This is a genomic window from Flammeovirga agarivorans (genome assembly GCF_012641475.1).
Classification (GTDB): domain Bacteria; phylum Bacteroidota; class Bacteroidia; order Cytophagales; family Flammeovirgaceae; genus Flammeovirga; species Flammeovirga agarivorans.
This window is the reverse complement of record NZ_JABAIL010000004.1, coordinates 455,835-472,940: the sequence shown is the minus strand read 5'-3', so window position 1 is coordinate 472,940 and position 17,106 is coordinate 455,835. Positions and strand designations below refer to the sequence as shown.

Below are 17,106 nucleotides of genomic sequence, written 5' to 3'. Positions count from 1 at the left end.
TTTGAGGATTTTTACTTCAAAACCACAAAACTAACAACAACTCCTTCATCAATCTTAACACTGCAAATACTTACGCCATTTCTAAAGCCAGTATTTGGGTTATACACTTCTATATGTTTTGATAATTGAGGTTGTCCAGTTTGTTTAGTTAAAATCATTGGATGTTGTTCTGAAGGAATTTCAGCATCAGTTCCTTCGATATAAATTTTTCGAACATCGAGGAGGTCTTCTTCGGTTTCTGGTTTTATGCCTTTACCTAAAATCTCCTTTGCTTTATTATTGACAAATATAGGAATACTATCTTGATCTGTAACCATAATTCCTATAGTCGAATTTTCAAAAGCTTCAGTAATGATATGACTTTGGGTAGGGGAAGCATGTTCAATATCTTTTGATTGATATTTTTCTAGTTGCTGTTTTGCCCACCTTAACTCTTCTAATTGAGCATGATACCTTTGAGTTACTTCCTCTTCAGTCTCTGGTGCTAGAAGAGTATTGTTGTTATTTCTGGAAAGCTCTAACTCCATAAATATATTTTGCCAATCTTCAGAAACTTCTCTAGAAAGTTCACTACTTATACCTTGAGCCTCAAACTCTAGGTGTTTTATAAGTTTTCCTACTGGTTTATACACCCAATTTTTGTTGGATGAATTTATACTGAAGTAAAAAATACTAAATAAGATAATACTCAGAAGTGCTAATGGAAAAGTGTTGATGCTTTGCTGTAGCCAAAGTTCATATTGGTTAATTACTAATGCAATGGAGCGATCATTACTTTCACTAACATTGACTCTGGAAATGAAATACCCTTTATAGATCTCTTTTTCCTTAAACCTATTCTTTTTAAATCTACCTAATAGGATAGAAGAGACTTTATTTTTTGAATGCTTCTCAAGAATATTACTTTCATCTGCATTTTCTATCCAATAAAGGGGTGTGCCTTTATCATTTAAAAAATATACTGATGAGTGAGTGAATTTATATAACTCAAGGCCACTATTTCTTACTTCATCAATTGTCTTTTTTATTTCTTTAGAAGCAATTTTATACTGAAGTAATGCTTGGGAGTTTTTAATTGCTTGATGTAAGAAATCTTTTTCTTGTTGAACATCAATAAAAACTTTGACCATACTACCTGAAAGTATAATAATCAACATCACAATATATAGTACTGTTGACTTAACTTGAAGTTTAGAAAATATAGTATTCAGTTGAGTATTCATACTTTAGTATTCATTTGTATTCTTTGCTGTTTCGATAATCTATTTAATCTTACATCTCTAGGTAATTCTGTTCCCTTCTCAATGTGTTCAATTAATAAATTAGCGAAATATGGGCCTAAAGATACACCTTTTGCACCTAACCCATTAAAAATGTGAATATTTTTATTTTCCTCAGAAGTTCCTATAAAAGGTCGTCTGTCAAAAGTAGCCGGTCTAATACCTGACCAATGATCTAGTATTTCATATTCATCATTTACCAAATTATCTACTTTTTCTAAAAGTTGTCTTTTACCTTTTTCCGATGGGGAGTCCATATCTTCAACTCTTTCGTAGGTTGCACCTAACTTGCAAGTACCATTTTCATCTATAGGTAGTATAAAACCATTCTTATTTAGAATATGGTGGAAACGGGCATTTTTGAATTTTATAAGTAGTAATTCGCCTTTTACCGGTCTAAAATCTAACGTTGGAAAGAAAGGATTATTTTCTACTTTATTGCCTTCAGAAAAGATAATATGTTTAGCTTCAATATTTTTATAGACAATTTTATTGTCATTATGGCTTAAGGCTGAGTGATCAAACTCTTCGTTTATTAACCTTCCTTCTACTTTTGCTTTTTCTAGAAAAGCATCTAAAAAAATAGGAATGTCAACATAACCTGATCTTGTAATTTCCATTCCACCAAACTTTGGCTCTACGAAATCTTGATATAAACCGTCTTCATGAAATTTAGCGATATAACCATCATATTTTTCATCCGCACTTGCACTAATCCAATCGGTTTGTTTTTCTTGAGAATCGAATGGGAAATATAAATTGATAGGTTTAAATGATGTTGTATTATATTTTTGATCAAATTTTGGATAAAAATCATCAAGTGTTTTCCAAAGGTCATCACAAAGCCATGTTTTCACCATCTTGCGCCCTGTGATAGGATTGTATAAACCTCCAGCTACTCTTGATGAGTTTTTTTTGACTCCATTATCAATTATTCTGTACGAAAAACCTTTATTTTCTAAAGTTTCTGCTAAAATTGTCCCTGCAAGTCCTTGCCCTACGATTAAATAATCGATGTGATCTGTCATACTAAATTTCTAATTGTAAATTTGTAGACAAATATAATCATTCATAGGTTCTTATGGACTTAGAGTTAATTATTACTTTTTTATTCTGAGAAAAATATATTCATATGATACAAATACAGACTTTCACATTTAATCCATTTCAAGAGAATACTTATTTAATTTGGGATGATACCAAAGAAGCAGTTATTGTCGATCCCGGTTGTTATGATGCTTCTGAGCAATCTCAATTAAAAGCGTTTATTGAAAACAATGATTTAAAAGTGGTGAAAATTGTAAATACACATTGCCATTTAGATCATGTATTTGGGAATAAGTATTGTCAAGATACTTTTGGTGTAGCATTATATATTCCAAAGGGGGAAGTAAGTACTTTGGCGTCAGGAAAAGAGTCTTGTATGCGTTATGGTATTCCAGGTTTTGTAGAATCTACTGCTGATCAATTATTAGAGAATGAAGGTCAAATTACATTTGGTGATTCAGTTTTAGAGATCTTGTATGTTCCTGGACATTCACCTGGTCATTTGGTATTTTACTCTAAGGAAGATGATTTAGCCTTAGGTGGGGATGTTTTATTCAAAGGTTCTATTGGTAGAACGGATCTACCTGGTGGAGATCATCAGACTTTATTGGATAATATAGCAAATGTAATGTATAAACTTCCTGACCAAACAAGAGTATACCCAGGGCATGGTCCTTTCACAACAATTGGTGATGAGAAAAGAAGTAATCCTTTTGTAAGAGGGTAGAACAATTAAAGCTATTAATTTAATATGATAAAAAAACATATACCTAATGCAATTACATGTTGCAACTTATTGAGTGGTTGTCTTGGTATATCCTTCTGCTTTGATGGTAACCTAATTTTAGGAGCATCTATGATTTTAGTAGGAGCAGGCTTTGACTTTTTTGATGGGTTTGCCGCAAGAATGTTGAAAGTGTCTTCCCCTGTTGGTAAAGAATTGGATTCACTTGCAGATATGGTCACATTTGGTGTATTACCTGCAGTGATCATGGTTCATTTACTACTGCAGACAGATGTGTTTCATGAATATGTTCCTTACTTAGGGTATATTATTGCAGCATTTTCTGCTGTTAGGTTAGCAAACTTTAATGTAGATGAGAGACAATCGGATGGATTTATTGGTGTTCCTACACCGGCAAATGCCATTCTAATAGGGTCATTACCTTTAATTATGGATATGTATCCACAGTATTCAGAAGTAATTTTGAATCAATGGTTATTATTAGGGATAACAATTGTGATGTCTTTTTTATTGAATGCTGAAATTCCTCTAGTGTCGCTAAAGTTTAAGAATTTTGGTTGGAAGGGGAATGAACCAAGGTATATTATGATCATCACAAGCATTGTCTTGCTAGCAATATTCCAAGTAGCTGCACTTCCTATGGTAGTAGCCACACAAATTATTGTCTCTATCATTTTTAGATGATATTTTTAGGAGACATCAAAAAAGCGTTTATTCATAAATTGATTTTAATGAATAAACGCTTTTTTATTTTCTAACTATCTTTCTTCAGTAGTTTCAACTTTTTCTTTGTAGAGAATATTTGATATTTCTTATAACCATAAAGGAATTCTTCTAATCCTACTTTTAAAATAGTAAGGGTAGGAATAGCGAAAACCATTCCTAGAACACCCCCTAATGCTGACCCAATGAAGACGGCTAGGAAAATGGCTAATGGATGTACTTTTACACTACGTGAGAAGATAATAGGCTGTACAGCGACGTTATCTACAACTTGTACAACGGCGAATACAGATAATATTTTAGCTCCAAGAAATAAATAATCAGCCATTTCGACTAATGAATCATCTGTCAAAATTCCGACAAACATACCGAAAGTAAAACCTAAAAATGGCCCAAGATAAGGGATTAGGTTGGCTACAGCTGCAAAAACTGCAATAGTAATGGCATACTCCACATTGGCGATTTTTAGTCCAATTGTAGCAATAGAGAAGATACTTAACATCTGTAGAAATAATCCGAGTAAATAACTAGAAAGCAGTTTTTCAGTTTTTATAATTGCAGATATAGATACTTCAAAATATTTATTTGGAATTAGAGTGATTATTTGTCTTCTGAATAGCCCTGGATCATTTAGAAAGAAGAACGTAATAAATAATACGGCCATTGTACCAACAGCAAAATTACCTGTTAATGATATCAACCCGTTAATGACGTTCTTAATTGAATCACTTTTAATTAATGAATTGATATTTTCTAGTACTTGATTCAATAAGAAACCTTGTTTCGCTTCTGGCATGATATAGTTCCTGATCAAATCCTCCATGATATAAATGGGACCTTCGACTACATTGACAAGTTCGGATGGATTCTTTTCAGATAATACTCCAATCTGACTTTTGATTAATGGATAGAAGAGGAATACAAATAAGCCGATGATGGCGAATAGTAGTATAAATGAAAATACTACAGCTAATGGTCTTGGAAAACGATAACCAAATACATGAAGGTTCGCAAGGTAGTTTGTTGGTGTTTGTAGTATTGATGATATTATTAAAGAAATAATTAGATAGGCTAATACATCTTGAAGTTGTACAGCTAACCAAGAGAAAACCAAAACACCACCAATTGCTAGTATTAAATTGGTAAACGATCTGAAGAACTTGGCTACAGAAGCAATTTCTTTGAATGAAGTATTGTTCTTGTCGGACATTTTTGATGATGGAGTAATAAACAGGGAGTAGGATTTAAGTATTGATTTAAAACTCCCTTATTTAAATATAATAAGGCCCTCGCTTAATTAAAAACGAGAGCCTTGTTAGATTACATCTAGTTGCTCATTAATAAGACAAATCGTTGTCTAGTGGCTCACTTTGGTAATCATTGTCAGTGCTTTCATTGTAGTCGTCGTAGTCAGATAGAAGATCATTCTTCACTTTATCTACGCATTCTCCAAGAGCATCAACAAATTTGTCAAAGTCTTCTTTGTATAAGAAAATTTTATGTTTTTCAAATACAGGCTGATCATCTTTAAAGCGTTTTTTACTTTCCGTGATTGTTAAGTAATAGTCGTTAGAACGAGTGGCCTTAACATCAAAGAAGTAGGTGCGTTTTCCGGCACGTACTTTTCTCGAAAAGATTTCTTCTCTTCTCTCTTCCACAATCCTTATCTTTTAGTTCAATTACGTCTTAAATTTTTATATAACATTTAAAAAATGCAAGCTAATTCGGAAAAAAATGCACTTTATTTATACTTTATTTTAAAAATTCAAGATCTGTGAATTTTTTTCGTATCTTAAAAGTTCGTTTAAATTTCAATGAACAAACAAGCCTATCAAAAATTGAAAGTATTTGTCCTATTATTATCATTTTTTTGTATTTCTGAATTCACGAGCGCCCAAACTATAAGTACCATAGGTCATACTGAAATAGGTGAAGCATCCTATTATCCAGATGATCGAAATGGTAGAATCACAGAAGGTGGTTATAAATATGATAAGAACGCAATGACAGGAGCACATGCTCACTATCCTTTTGGGAGTATTGTAAGCGTAAGAAATGTAGATAATGGGAAAATAGTTCAATTAAAAATCATAGACAGACCATACACTCAACAACGTATACTTGATGTGACCTATGCAGCTGGGCAAAAGCTAGATATGATAGGGAAACAAACGGTTACCGTTGAGGTGATTCTCGTTGATACCCCAGCAACGCTACGCAAAAAGAAAGAAAAGGAAAGGAAAAAACAGTTAGCTGAACAAGAAAGACTAAAAAACTCTGGTTTTAATGTAGATGTATCTCTTTTCAAATCAGATGGTTCTCATCATCTAGATGGATCTATTGCAGATATTACGGGTTATGGTATAGTATATGCTCAATCAGACGATATTGAATTTATAATAGACCAAGCTCACACTTTAAGAGAAGACTATTTATTTTCAAAACTATATATCCAAACAGGTTGGTCTGAAGGTAATCGTGTATATCGATTATTAATTGGTAACTTTGAGGATAAGGAAGATGCTTCACCACTTTTAGAATTGCTTAAAAGTATTGGAACTTCAACAAAAGAATTGCGAAAGCATTTTATTAAATAAACGTATTCATTAATGATGCATTTGAGAAAGAATTTACTGCTTATAACTTTCTTATTGATCTCCATTGTCACATTTGGACAAAAAAAAGTAGGAGATACTAAAACAGGACAATCGTCTTACTACGCAAATAAATTTCATGGAAGGAAAACTGCAAATGGTGAACGATTCAATATGTATGCCTTTACATGTGCACATAGAGAGCTTCCGTTTGACACTTATTTGAAAGTAACCAATCTTAAAAATAAACAATGGGTTGTTGTAAGGGTAAATGATAGAGGACCTTTTAAATCACATAGGATTTTAGATTTATCAAAAGCAGCGGCTGTTAAGATAGATATGGTTCAAGATGGGATTGCGAATGTCGAAATTGAAATCCTTTATATCAATGGTGAAGGAACAAAAGTAAAAGAAGGTACAAGTGGTGGATCATCCGATGCCATTACTTCTAAAGATATTAAGAAAGATAAAAAGCCCAAACCAACTACAGTTACAACAACAACAAGCACATCAAAAAACTCTAATTATGGAGCTCCTGGCACATATAGTATATGGGGAACATCAAAAAAGATCAAAAATGGTTATGGTATACAAATGGCATCATATAGCGATTTGAAGAAAGCTATTAATGCCGGAAAAACTGCAAATAAAAAGGGGTTAACTGAAGTATATATTCAATCGGGGTGGTCTAATAGTAAACAAATTTATCGTTTGTTATATGGAGATTTCTCACAAAAAGAAGCAAAGAAAAATGTTTCAAAGGTGAAATCTAAAGGATATAAAGGTGCATTTGTCAAAAAGCATTTGTAACTTCTTTAACCATTATAATATTTAATGGTTCGAGTTGTTCGACATAACTATATCTACCAATCAAAATATGATACAAGAAATTTCTTTTGATACCATCCGCCAATACGGCAATATAGAACTCTTAGCGAAACAAATGGTAGAGGGGTTTATTACAGGATTACATAAATCTCCTTATCATGGTTTTTCAGTTGAATTTGCGGAACATAATTTATATAATCCAGGAGAAAGTACTCGTCATATAGATTGGAAAGTATACGCAAGGACAGATAAGCTTTTTACAAAAAGATATGAAGAGGAGACAAATTTAAGAGCTATGATTATCTTGGATCGTTCTCCTTCGATGTATTATCCGGATAAAACTTACGATAAGATGGCTTTTAGTACTCTAGCTGCGGCCTCTTTAGGCTATATGCTACAAAAGCAAAGAGATGCTGTTGGTTTATGTACATTCTCGGATGATATAGAAGAAATTACACCTGTAAAATCTACCAAAACTCATATACATCAAATTTTTGTAAAGCTTCAGCAGATGTTGGAGAAACCTCCCACTCAAAAAGGGACTCATATTGCTAAGGTGCTTCATCAAGTAGCTGAAACGATTCATAAAAGATCATTAGTGATTATTTTTTCAGATATGATGGGACAGATGGGTAATCGTGATGAAATGTTCGCTGCATTACAACACCTTAAACATAATAATCACGAGGTATTACTGTTTCATGTTGCTGATCATACTACGGAATTGCAACTAGAATTTCCCGAAAGACCAATGGTTTTTGTAGATGTGGAAACAGGACAGAAAGAGAAATTAAGACCATCACAAATTCGAGAAAAATATAAAAATACTATCCAAGAACTCTATCACGATTTGAATGTGAAATGTGGTCAATACAAAATTGATTATGTAGAAGTAGATAGTAAAAAAGATATTGATCAAGTTATTTTACCTTACCTCATTAAAAGAACTAGGATGAGGTAATAAAAAAATTAAGAGTTAATACATTGGTGTTAACTCTTAATTTTTTTATTACCTATTGAAGTCTCATTTTCTTAAAAATAATAGTCTATAACCCAATACTTAACTTGCAACAAATAAATCTTAAGTCATAAGACTTAACTCTTAATAAAAACTTCCTTATTTTTGCACCATCAAAAATTAAAATACACAAAGCATGGGTAAGCAGAAGCCTACTATTCCTAAAGGTACAAGAGATTTTGGACCAGAACAGATGGCCAAAAGAACATATATTTTAGAAACTATTAAGACTGTTTATAAAAAGTATGGATTTCAGAATTTAGAGACTCCAACTATGGAGAATTTATCTGTTTTAACAGGTAAATATGGTGATGAAGGAGACCAACTTTTATTTAAAATTGTCAACTCAGGAGATTACCTTAAAAAGGTAAAAGCTGAAGACTTAGAAAAGGGAGCAAAGATTATGCTACCTAAAATTTCTGAGAAAGGTCTAAGATATGATCTTACTGTACCTTTTGCTAGATACGTTGTAATGAATCATGGAAACCTTAGTTTCCCGTTCAAACGTTATCAAGTGCAACCTGTGTGGAGAGCGGACAGACCACAAAGAGGTCGTTATAGAGAGTTTTATCAATGTGATGCGGATGTAGTAGGTACTGACTCATTATTATGTGAGGCAGAGATCTTAGCTATGATGGGTGAGGCTTTAACTAACTTAAAGGTTACGGATCACACCATCAAGTTAAATAACCGTAAGGTACTTACAGGTATTGCAGAAGCGATTGGTGAAAACGGTAAGGAATCTGAATTATGTGTAGCCATCGATAAGCTAGACAAAATTGGTGTTGATAAAGTAAACCAAGAACTTGTTGAGCAAAGAGGATTCACAGAAGATGCAGTGAGTAAGCTTTTACCAATTTATGAAATGTCAGGTTTTACAGAAGAGCGTATAGAGAAAATGAAAACTTTCTTAGCATCTTCTGAAATTGGCCTAAAAGGAATTTCAGAATTAGAAGAAGTATTTAATTTTACAAAAGTAATGGGAGTTCCAACTGAAAAGGTAGAATTCGATGTTACATTAGCTAGAGGTTTGTCTTATTATACTGGTGCGATCTTCGAGGTGAAAGTTAATAATGCCAATATGGGCTCTATTTCCGGTGGAGGTAGATATGATAACCTTACTGGAGTATTTGGTGTTGAAGGCCTTTCTGGTGTTGGTTTTTCTTTTGGTGTAGATAGAATCTATGATGTTCTTGAGGAATTAGATTTATATCCTCAGTCAGCAATTGAAACAACCAAAGTGATGATTACAAACTTTGATAATGCTGGTAGAGATTATTGTTTGCCACTACTTCAGAAGTTAAGAACGGCAGGGATCAGTGCTGAGTTGTATCCAGATAACGCCAAAATGAAAAAGCAGATGAATTTTGCGAATAAAAAGGGAATTGGATTTGTTGTTTTGGCTTGGGAAGATGAAATGGCCCAAGGCAAGTTCTCTCTAAAGAATATGGAAACCGGAGAGCAACAATTACTCACAGATGAACAGATTATAGAAGTTTTAAAATAAATAAAGAAAAACACGTCACCCAAAATGACGTGTTTTTTTATATGCTTATTCTACTGATAAGTGTATGATTTATTTTTTGACTTCCATGAAAAGGAAACCTATTTTTTTATTTACATTATTTTTATTTCTCTCCATAGTAAAAATAAATGGACAAACGAATTTGGATACGCTTACATTCAATAATGGAGACGTAATGATCGGTGAAATAAAATCTTTCAATAAAGGTGTTTTTACGATCAAAACAGAATACAGCGACAGTGATTTTCAAGTCAAATGGAAAGGCTTAAAAAGAATTCAATCTAAGACTGATTTTATTATCACACTTGAAAATGGCAATCATTTCATAGGTAATTTAAGAGATGTGATTGACGACTCTGTGACGATCCAGAGTCAATATATCTCACATAAAGTAGATTTAGAGGATCTTGTTCATTTACAGCAAGTACATTCAAAAATGTACAAGAAATTACAAGGTGGAGTAGACCTTGGTTTCAGTTTTACAAAAGCGAACCATTTGTCTCAAATAACAGCTTCAACCAATTTAAATTTCACAAATAATTTTTATCAGATTGGAATTACAATGGACAATCTATCATCAACACAAGATGATGTGGATCCCATTCAACGTAATAATGCAAATGTTGCCTTTGCTTATTTTTTACAACAGGATTACTTTCTAATATTAAACAATGGGATTTTAACGAATACTGAGCAATCAATTGATCTTCGTTATACATTACAAGTGGGTTCAGGAAAGTATTTAGTTCATACAAATAAAGCGAATTGGGGTATGACATTAGGTGTCAACTACCTTACTGAAAGCTTTACCAATGATTCTCCTCCAAATCAATCAATAGAGACATTTTTAGGTACCCAAATTAATATTTTTGATGTAGGTGATATCGATATCTATGTTCAAGCAGTTGGCTATAAAAGTATAACCGAAACGGATCGTTGGCGTTGTGATGGAAATACAAACTTTAAATATAATCTACCATTTGATCTTTATTTGAAATTTAGTTATTCAATGAACTATGATACTAATCCAGCAGAAGTAGGAAAGGAGCTAGACTTTGTTTTTACAACTAGTTTTGGATGGAATAATAAATAAAGCAGCAAGTTTATGGTAATTAAAAAGCAAGGCCATATTAAAATATAACCTTGCTTTAAATGTATTGATTTAGATTGAAGTTCTAATCATTAATGACGATACTATCAATTTCTGTGACAGCCTTAACGCATAAGTCTATCATTGCAACTACATCAGTAGGGTGTGCCATTTCTGTAGTTTGATGTAGATATCTCATAGGAATTGATAAGGCTCCTGCGATAGATCCATTTTTCGGCATTCTTTGGATATTCGCAGTGTCCGTTCCTCCAAAAGGTAAAACCTCAGGCTGATTAGTAATTTCATTTTTCTCAGCTACAGTTTCCAAATATTCTACCATTCGTCTATCACAAATTGTCCCTCCATCAAAATGTTTAATAGAAGTGCCTTTACCCATTTGTGTGACGTAATCCTGTGGTGATAAACCAGGGATATCATTTGCAACAGTAACGTCAAGTGCAATGCCGAAATCAGGTGACACACCATGTCCAGCAACTTGAGCACCTCTTAAACCAACTTCTTCTTGTACTGTAAAAACACCATAAACGTCTACAGGTACGTCTTGATTTTTTAGTGCTTTCATCACTTCGACAAGTGCATAGACACAAACTCTGTCATCTAAAGATTTACCATTAATAAGGTCTCCAATCATTTCAACCTCTTGCCATCTTGTAATAGAGTCTCCAATTTTTACGTGTTTCTCTATTTCTTCTTTAGAAAGGCCACAATCGATAAAATATTCTTCATTTGTAACCACTTTCTGACGTTCAGCAGCTGACATTGAATGGATTGGTTTGCAACCCATAACGCCTAAAAGATCTTTTTTTCCATGAACTTTAACTCTTAAAGATGTAAGAGTTTTTGGATCAAAACCTCCTAAAGTTTGAAAACGGATATACCCATTATCATCAATGTATTTTACCATAAATCCAATCTCATCCATATGAGCAGCAAACATAAACTTCTTTGCATTTGCAGTGTTGGATTTTTTGATAGTGATAAGATTACCCATGTTATCGACATAGTAATCATCAACGATATCTTTTAATTCTTCGATTAATAGTTTTCTGACATTTTTTTCAAAGCCAGGAGCCCCAGAAGTTTCACTGATCTTCTTTAATAAGGGCATATCAATTCTATCTAAACTCATTGGGTTTAAGATTAAGGTGAGGAGAGAGAAATATGAATCAATTAAATCTCTACTCTTGGACTAATATATTTTCTGAAACTAGGGCAGAAATGATTTTTTTATCTCTACCATCAATTTTAATTTCTAATGATTCGTCAAAATCAATTTTATCAGTGACCTGAATTTTAGAGCCGATACCAATACCAACTTTATCTAAATACTGCAGCAGACTGCTATTTTCATCTTTTACTGCAACAACAGATGCTTCATCATTTATTGCGAGTGTAGATAATTTAATAGCTTCAAGATCTCTTAATTCCCCATTTTTATCAGGAATTGGATCACCATGTGGATCGTGTTTGGGAAAACCAAGAAATTGATCCAAACGTTCTATCATACGCTTAGATTTGATATGTTCAAGCTGTTCTGCAACTTCATGAACCTCATCCCAATTAAAATTTAGCTTTTCTAATAAGAACACTTCCCAAAGGCGATGCTTTCTAATTATTAATAAGGCTTCTTTTTCACCTTCTGCAGTTAATGTAGTGCCTTTGTATTTTTGATAATGGATGACACTCTTGCTATTTAACTTCTTAATCATGTCTGTCACAGAAGCAGGCTTTGTGCTTAAAGCTTCAGCAATAGCATTTGTACTTACAGGTTTTTGTTTTGCCGATAAGTGGTAAATCGTTTTTAAATAGTTTTCTTCGGAGTGACTAAACATGTTATATGTGTAAAATTTTAGAAGAGATGCAATTTATAAGGTTTGTATCACATTTAACAACTTTTCTTCTTCAGATTTCCATAAAGCGTTTTTGTCAGGTCCTTTTCTATAGGGTTTATGTGTTTGGATTTTATCAAAAATTGAAAGAATATCTGATTTTTTATTAAAATCGATGAAAATACTAGAATTGGTAGGTGTGGTGATCTCTTCCCAAAGACTATTATTTTGTATGATCATAGGGATGCCCAATGCTAAACCTTCATACATTTTAGTAGGGATACAATTTTTGGTACAAGGATTTTCGGGATAAGAGAGAAGAAGGTAACTCGCAGTGAGCATTTCCTTAATAATTTTACTATGTGGAATAAAATCAGTGATGCCAATACATTCTACATTATGAACCTGATTTATCTTCTTAAGCTTTTCGATAATATCACTCTCATATGCTTTACCTATCACTGTGAATTTTATGGTAACAGGTTGTTTCTTGCAACTATTTAATAGCTCAATAAATTTTATTGCTTCATTTATTCCAAAAACTCTTGTTAAAGAACCACATATCACAAAGTGTAAATGGTCAGTTGAGGGAATAGTATTGAATAGTTTGCCTGCATACTTATTTTCAAGTACAGTGGTTTTATACAATGGGAGTTGTTTTTCCTTTAGGTATGTAGTTTCTGCACTGAAAATATGATCAAGATATTGAAATGAGAAGACCTCTATTTGATGACTTAAAAATGATAAAACCTTGGATTTCCATGCACTACGATAAATTTGTGATTTGAAATTCAAAGGGTAATTCTCTAGCATATCATATATGATCTTCACATTCGGATTTAGTTTTTTATAGAAAACTAAAGCTGGTAGAAGCTCAATCGTATGGATAATAATAAGATCAATGTTCTTCTGACTCTTTAAAAAAGAAAAGAAGCGTTTATTCCCTTTTATACGGAAAAACGCTTCTTTTTTATGATTTGAGAACAAAGGGACAAATGTAATGTTTGGTAAACACGATGGAATACCATCATTTTCTGTTCCTAAGATCTGAATATTTGTATTTTGAATTTTAGCAATACTTTGTCCTATTTTCTGATAAACACGACTATCATCAACCGGTTTTAATACAGAAGCGAGGACTACATTCATATTATGCTAAAATTGGTGATAAAAACTCTAAAGTATCTACATTATCTGCATATGTATCTACATTAGGGAACTGAGCTTGTCCAAAATCTTCTGAACCAGCCAACCATTGCCCGTCAGTGACAATACATTGGATCTTTTCTTGATTTTCAGATAATTTTAATTTTAGTTCCTGTCCATTTTCATATTCTTCATAATAAAGTACAGAAATAGGAGAGACCATATCTTCACTTTTTGTAAGAATCAAACCACCATTATCTAAATGCTCTACCTTATTGACTAAGTAGATCGATTTATTATAATCGTAGTTATTTGCATATTTATGGTTGATGATTGTCTCTTTTGCTCTATCTTCCAACGCTTCCATCAATAGTTTGTGATCATAACCTGCTGGAGTATAGATTTTAGAGATATTTCTACATCCTAAACCATAATATAAGAAGATATCATCAGCCAACTTTGCAAGTGTCTCTTTAGACTCATCTCCACGGATAACCGCAACTGACGATCTATTAGCTCTAATGATATTAGGGAATTTACTAAAGTATTTTACAAAGTATCTAGTACTATTATCAGAACCAGTTGCAATCACTTTGTCAATATTTTTTGCAGGTTCTTCTAAGAAAATAACGCGATCTTTAAACCTTGGTTCCAATTGAATTAACCAATCAAGAAGTATTTTCATCAAGAAAGTATCTTGAGAACTCAACTTAGCCATCAAAGTATTACCTGAAATAAGCACAGATAATGCATCATGAAAACCAACAGCAGGAATATTACCAGCCATTACAACCAAAACATTTTTTGGGTTTTCTTCAGTAGATGTATAAGATGATACCCAATTGGAAAGTGTATCTTTTTCCAACATTTTTGTTATCCCCTTAATAGCATTTCCAACAGTTGTCTCATTAAACCAACCATTGTCATCATTTGCTCTTCTGGATAACATTTCAGAAGTTTCTGTGTCTAGTGTTCTCAGTTTATCACCTAATGCTACAAAAGCATCAATTCTTTCTTGCAACTTCATAATTCCTCATTATTTCTAAAAACAGTGCAAATCAAACTGAAAAGAAATGATCAAACAAGAAAATGTACTAAAAATCGGTTAATGCAAAGGAAATAATGTTAGCACCCATTTTTAAAGCCTTTAATCTCACTTCATCTGGATCATTATGTATTGATTGGTCTTCCCAACCATTACCCAAATCTGATTCATAACTGTAATAACAAACTAGACGTCCTTCATAGATTAGTCCAAACCCTTGAGCAGGTTTGCCGTCATGTTCATGTATTTTAGGAATCCCATTAGGGAATTTATAGGCCTGATGATAAATAGGGTGATCAAAGGGTAATTCAACAAAGTCTAATTCTGGAAATACCTTTTTCATTTCAAGTCGAATAAACTTGTCTAATCCATAATTGTCATCTACATGTAAAAAGCCTCCATTTGTTAAGTATTGCCTTAAATTATCAGCATCTGAATCTGAGAAAACAATATTTCCATGACCTGTGAGGTAAACATATGAATAGTTAAATAATTCAGGGCTTCCTACTTCTACTATATCATCATCAACATCTATATTAGTACCTAGTTGATCATTACAAAAATCAGCAAGATTAGGTAGGGCAGTCTTATTTGCGTACCAGTCACCACCACCTTCATATTTTATTTTTGCAATTTTCAATGAAAAGGAGTTTCTAGAAACTTGTCCTAAAACTGAGGTTTGAATGATTAATAATGTAAAAGCTAACCCAAAAAATAATTTCATATTCTATTCTTTAATTCAGATTCATTGTTTTAAATGTAAGAGAACAAGCCTCAATATTAATTTAGTGAAATATTACTCTAAATAATATAAAAAAGGATAATATTCATTTTACAAATCAATCATATTCATAATTTGAACTGCAACTATACCCGCTGTTTCAGTTCTTAGTCTTTCTTTACCTAAACTCACCCATTCAAATCCATTCTCTTTGGCTAATTGAGCTTCATCCTCTGAAAAACCACCTTCAGGTCCAACTAAAACTATAGTATCTTCATTATTATTAAGTTTCTTAAAGAGATGTTCTGTTGATACTGTAGGTACGTATGCGATAAATTTCCCTTTATGGTTACATGTAAGTACATCTGATACAGATTTTACTTCGTTCATTTCAGGTAACCAAAATTTTCTAGACTGTTTCATCGCGGATACAGCAATTCGTTCTAATCGCTCTAGCTTTATATTCTTTCTTTCTGAGTGTTTAGAATAGAAAAAAGTAATACTACTTACACCGATCTCAATGGCCTTTTCAAGAAAGAATTCTATACGGTCCATGTTTTTAGTAGGAGCAATGGCAATATGTACATGAGCGCCAGCTTTATGCATTATCTCAACATCTAACACTTTTACTTTACATTTCTTTTGATGAGCGTCTGTAATTTGACAATGATATCTATGTCCTTTACCATCCATTAAATGTAAATCGTCGCCAATATTCATTCTGAGCACTTTAACAATATGTTTTGAATCTTCAGAAAGTAATGTAACTTCTTGATCATCGGGACGTATATCTTTATGGAAAAATAATCTCATGTTGGTCTTTTATCTTTGAAAATCGTATTTGAACATAAAAATAAATGACTTTTACATTTATTTCTCAAAAATTGCAATGAAAAGATAAGAATTCCTTTTGTTACATGATTTCATTTTGTATTTTTGCAAGCCAAATCAAATAAGAGGTGAATAAGAAAAAACCATATAGTATAGGAATTGCTGGGCTGAAAAATGGTAAGCACCAGTTTGAATTGGAGTTATCGCAACAACTTTTAGATTTATTTGAATCTGAATTGATGGAAAATATTTCTGGAAATGCGATATTGCACCTTGCAAAAAGCGAAACTGCTGTTGAAGTAGAAGTGGAGCTTGATGCAAACGTTACTTTGTTAAGTGATAGAAGCCTTAGAGAATATGAGCAAAAGTTAGATGCTCATCAAAAAGTATTCTTTAAGTTTTCTGATCATTATGAGATGCTTGAGGATGATTTAATTAAAATCCCATTTAATGAGGATTCTATTGATTTTTCTCAAATCATTTATGATTTAATAGCATTATCACTTCCAACAAAAAGACTTCATCCAGACGAAGAGGAGGAAGAAGACTTATTTTACACTACTTTAGAAGAGGGTGAAGAATTGGAAGACGAAGTAGAAGACGAGGAAGAAGAGAAATCTAATGATCCTCGTTGGGATATTTTGAAAAAACTCAAATGATATA

Annotated in this window: 18 protein-coding genes; 8 read left to right on the top strand and 10 right to left on the bottom strand. The window is 32.6% G+C overall.

Going from position 1 to position 17,106, the window contains the following annotated elements; all coding sequences use genetic code 11:
• Positions 1-11 precede the first annotated feature (11 nt).
• Together HGP29_RS14860 and HGP29_RS14855 are read right to left on the bottom strand one after the other, a co-directional pair.
• On the bottom strand, positions 12-1,223 hold the full coding sequence (locus HGP29_RS14860; RefSeq protein WP_168883206.1) for a PAS domain-containing protein: 1,212 nt from the start codon (positions 1,221-1,223) through the stop codon (positions 12-14).
• Positions 1,220-2,308, bottom strand: a complete 1,089-nt coding sequence (locus HGP29_RS14855; protein ID WP_168883205.1) for an NAD(P)/FAD-dependent oxidoreductase — start codon at positions 2,306-2,308, stop codon at positions 1,220-1,222. Before HGP29_RS14855 ends, HGP29_RS14860 begins: the two co-directional genes overlap by 4 nt.
• 104 nt (positions 2,309-2,412) lie before the next feature.
• Between HGP29_RS14855 and HGP29_RS14850 the strand changes: the two genes are divergently transcribed.
• Together HGP29_RS14850 and pssA are read left to right on the top strand one after the other, a co-directional pair.
• Positions 2,413-3,054 carry an MBL fold metallo-hydrolase gene (locus HGP29_RS14850; protein WP_168883204.1) on the top strand — a complete coding sequence of 214 codons (642 nt, stop codon included), beginning with the start codon at positions 2,413-2,415 and terminating at the stop codon, positions 3,052-3,054.
• Positions 3,055-3,078: 24 nt separating this feature from the next.
• The gene (gene pssA / locus HGP29_RS14845) at positions 3,079-3,756 is read left to right on the top strand and encodes a CDP-diacylglycerol--serine O-phosphatidyltransferase (protein ID WP_211093298.1); all 678 of its coding nucleotides are present in this window, start codon (positions 3,079-3,081) and stop codon (positions 3,754-3,756) included.
• Positions 3,757-3,826: 70 nt separating this feature from the next.
• Here pssA and HGP29_RS14840 read toward each other — a convergent pair whose 3' ends face one another.
• Together HGP29_RS14840 and HGP29_RS14835 are read right to left on the bottom strand one after the other, a co-directional pair.
• On the bottom strand, positions 3,827-5,005 hold the full coding sequence (locus tag HGP29_RS14840; protein ID WP_168883203.1) for an AI-2E family transporter: 1,179 nt from the start codon (positions 5,003-5,005) through the stop codon (positions 3,827-3,829).
• Positions 5,006-5,132: 127 nt separating this feature from the next.
• A complete protein-coding gene (locus tag HGP29_RS14835) occupies positions 5,133-5,453 on the bottom strand; it encodes a DUF3276 family protein (RefSeq protein WP_168883202.1) in 321 nt (106 codons plus the stop codon).
• A gap of 156 nt (positions 5,454-5,609) precedes the next feature.
• Between HGP29_RS14835 and HGP29_RS14830 the strand changes: the two genes are divergently transcribed.
• From HGP29_RS14830 to HGP29_RS14810, 5 genes are all read left to right on the top strand, one after another.
• The gene (locus HGP29_RS14830; protein WP_168883201.1) at positions 5,610-6,392 is read left to right on the top strand and encodes an RlpA-like double-psi beta-barrel domain-containing protein; all 783 of its coding nucleotides are present in this window, start codon (positions 5,610-5,612) and stop codon (positions 6,390-6,392) included.
• 12 nt (positions 6,393-6,404) lie between these two features.
• A complete protein-coding gene (locus HGP29_RS14825; protein ID WP_168883200.1) occupies positions 6,405-7,199 on the top strand; it encodes a septal ring lytic transglycosylase RlpA family protein in 795 nt (264 codons plus the stop codon).
• A 67-nt stretch (positions 7,200-7,266) separates the two neighbouring features.
• Entirely contained in the window at positions 7,267-8,178 is a 912-nt protein-coding gene (locus HGP29_RS14820) for a DUF58 domain-containing protein (protein WP_168883199.1), read from the top strand.
• A 193-nt stretch (positions 8,179-8,371) separates the two neighbouring features.
• Positions 8,372-9,742, top strand: a complete 1,371-nt coding sequence (gene hisS, locus HGP29_RS14815; RefSeq protein WP_168883198.1) for a histidine--tRNA ligase — start codon at positions 8,372-8,374, stop codon at positions 9,740-9,742.
• Between the two features lie 85 nt (positions 9,743-9,827).
• Positions 9,828-10,853, top strand: coding sequence for a DUF481 domain-containing protein (locus HGP29_RS14810; protein WP_168883197.1), 1,026 nt, complete (start codon positions 9,828-9,830; stop codon positions 10,851-10,853).
• A gap of 82 nt (positions 10,854-10,935) precedes the next feature.
• Here HGP29_RS14810 and HGP29_RS14805 read toward each other — a convergent pair whose 3' ends face one another.
• From HGP29_RS14805 to HGP29_RS14780, 6 genes are all read right to left on the bottom strand, one after another.
• Entirely contained in the window at positions 10,936-12,000 is a 1,065-nt protein-coding gene (locus HGP29_RS14805; RefSeq protein WP_168883196.1) for a M42 family metallopeptidase, read from the bottom strand.
• 49 nt (positions 12,001-12,049) lie between these two features.
• The gene (locus tag HGP29_RS14800; protein ID WP_168883195.1) at positions 12,050-12,703 is read right to left on the bottom strand and encodes a metal-dependent transcriptional regulator; all 654 of its coding nucleotides are present in this window, start codon (positions 12,701-12,703) and stop codon (positions 12,050-12,052) included.
• 33 nt (positions 12,704-12,736) lie between these two features.
• Complete coding sequence (locus HGP29_RS14795; protein WP_168883194.1) at positions 12,737-13,849, bottom strand: glycosyltransferase family 4 protein; 1,113 nt, start codon at positions 13,847-13,849, stop codon at positions 12,737-12,739.
• 1 nt (position 13,850) lies between these two features.
• On the bottom strand, positions 13,851-14,873 hold the full coding sequence (locus HGP29_RS14790) for an acyl-CoA reductase (RefSeq protein WP_168883193.1): 1,023 nt from the start codon (positions 14,871-14,873) through the stop codon (positions 13,851-13,853).
• Between the two features lie 67 nt (positions 14,874-14,940).
• On the bottom strand, positions 14,941-15,615 hold the full coding sequence (locus HGP29_RS14785; RefSeq protein ID WP_168883192.1) for a DUF4159 domain-containing protein: 675 nt from the start codon (positions 15,613-15,615) through the stop codon (positions 14,941-14,943).
• Between the two features lie 108 nt (positions 15,616-15,723).
• Positions 15,724-16,425: a 16S rRNA (uracil(1498)-N(3))-methyltransferase gene (locus HGP29_RS14780; protein WP_168883191.1), complete on the bottom strand. Its 702-nt coding sequence runs from the start codon at positions 16,423-16,425 to the stop codon at positions 15,724-15,726.
• Positions 16,426-16,571: 146 nt separating this feature from the next.
• Between HGP29_RS14780 and HGP29_RS14775 the strand changes: the two genes are divergently transcribed.
• Positions 16,572-17,102 carry a YceD family protein gene (locus HGP29_RS14775; protein ID WP_168883190.1) on the top strand — a complete coding sequence of 177 codons (531 nt, stop codon included), beginning with the start codon at positions 16,572-16,574 and terminating at the stop codon, positions 17,100-17,102.
• Positions 17,103-17,106: the final 4 nt, after the last annotated feature.

Coding starts and splice junctions, on each gene's coding strand:
- HGP29_RS14780 (WP_168883191.1), bottom strand. CDS start 16,425: ATGAGATTATTTTTCCATAAAGATATACGTCCCGATGATCAAGAAGTT.
- HGP29_RS14830 (WP_168883201.1), top strand. CDS start 5,610: ATGAACAAACAAGCCTATCAAAAATTGAAAGTATTTGTCCTATTATTA.
- HGP29_RS14795 (WP_168883194.1), bottom strand. CDS start 13,849: ATGAATGTAGTCCTCGCTTCTGTATTAAAACCGGTTGATGATAGTCGT.
- HGP29_RS14840 (WP_168883203.1), bottom strand. CDS start 5,005: ATGTCCGACAAGAACAATACTTCATTCAAAGAAATTGCTTCTGTAGCC.
- HGP29_RS14785 (WP_168883192.1), bottom strand. CDS start 15,615: ATGAAATTATTTTTTGGGTTAGCTTTTACATTATTAATCATTCAAACC.
- HGP29_RS14860 (WP_168883206.1), bottom strand. CDS start 1,223: ATGAATACTCAACTGAATACTATATTTTCTAAACTTCAAGTTAAGTCA.
- HGP29_RS14850 (WP_168883204.1), top strand. CDS start 2,413: ATGATACAAATACAGACTTTCACATTTAATCCATTTCAAGAGAATACT.
- HGP29_RS14805 (WP_168883196.1), bottom strand. CDS start 12,000: ATGAGTTTAGATAGAATTGATATGCCCTTATTAAAGAAGATCAGTGAA.
- HGP29_RS14790 (WP_168883193.1), bottom strand. CDS start 14,873: ATGAAGTTGCAAGAAAGAATTGATGCTTTTGTAGCATTAGGTGATAAA.
- HGP29_RS14800 (WP_168883195.1), bottom strand. CDS start 12,703: ATGTTTAGTCACTCCGAAGAAAACTATTTAAAAACGATTTACCACTTA.
- pssA (WP_211093298.1), top strand. CDS start 3,079: ATGATAAAAAAACATATACCTAATGCAATTACATGTTGCAACTTATTG.
- HGP29_RS14810 (WP_168883197.1), top strand. CDS start 9,828: ATGAAAAGGAAACCTATTTTTTTATTTACATTATTTTTATTTCTCTCC.
- HGP29_RS14855 (WP_168883205.1), bottom strand. CDS start 2,308: ATGACAGATCACATCGATTATTTAATCGTAGGGCAAGGACTTGCAGGG.
- HGP29_RS14820 (WP_168883199.1), top strand. CDS start 7,267: ATGATACAAGAAATTTCTTTTGATACCATCCGCCAATACGGCAATATA.
- hisS (WP_168883198.1), top strand. CDS start 8,372: ATGGGTAAGCAGAAGCCTACTATTCCTAAAGGTACAAGAGATTTTGGA.
- HGP29_RS14825 (WP_168883200.1), top strand. CDS start 6,405: ATGATGCATTTGAGAAAGAATTTACTGCTTATAACTTTCTTATTGATC.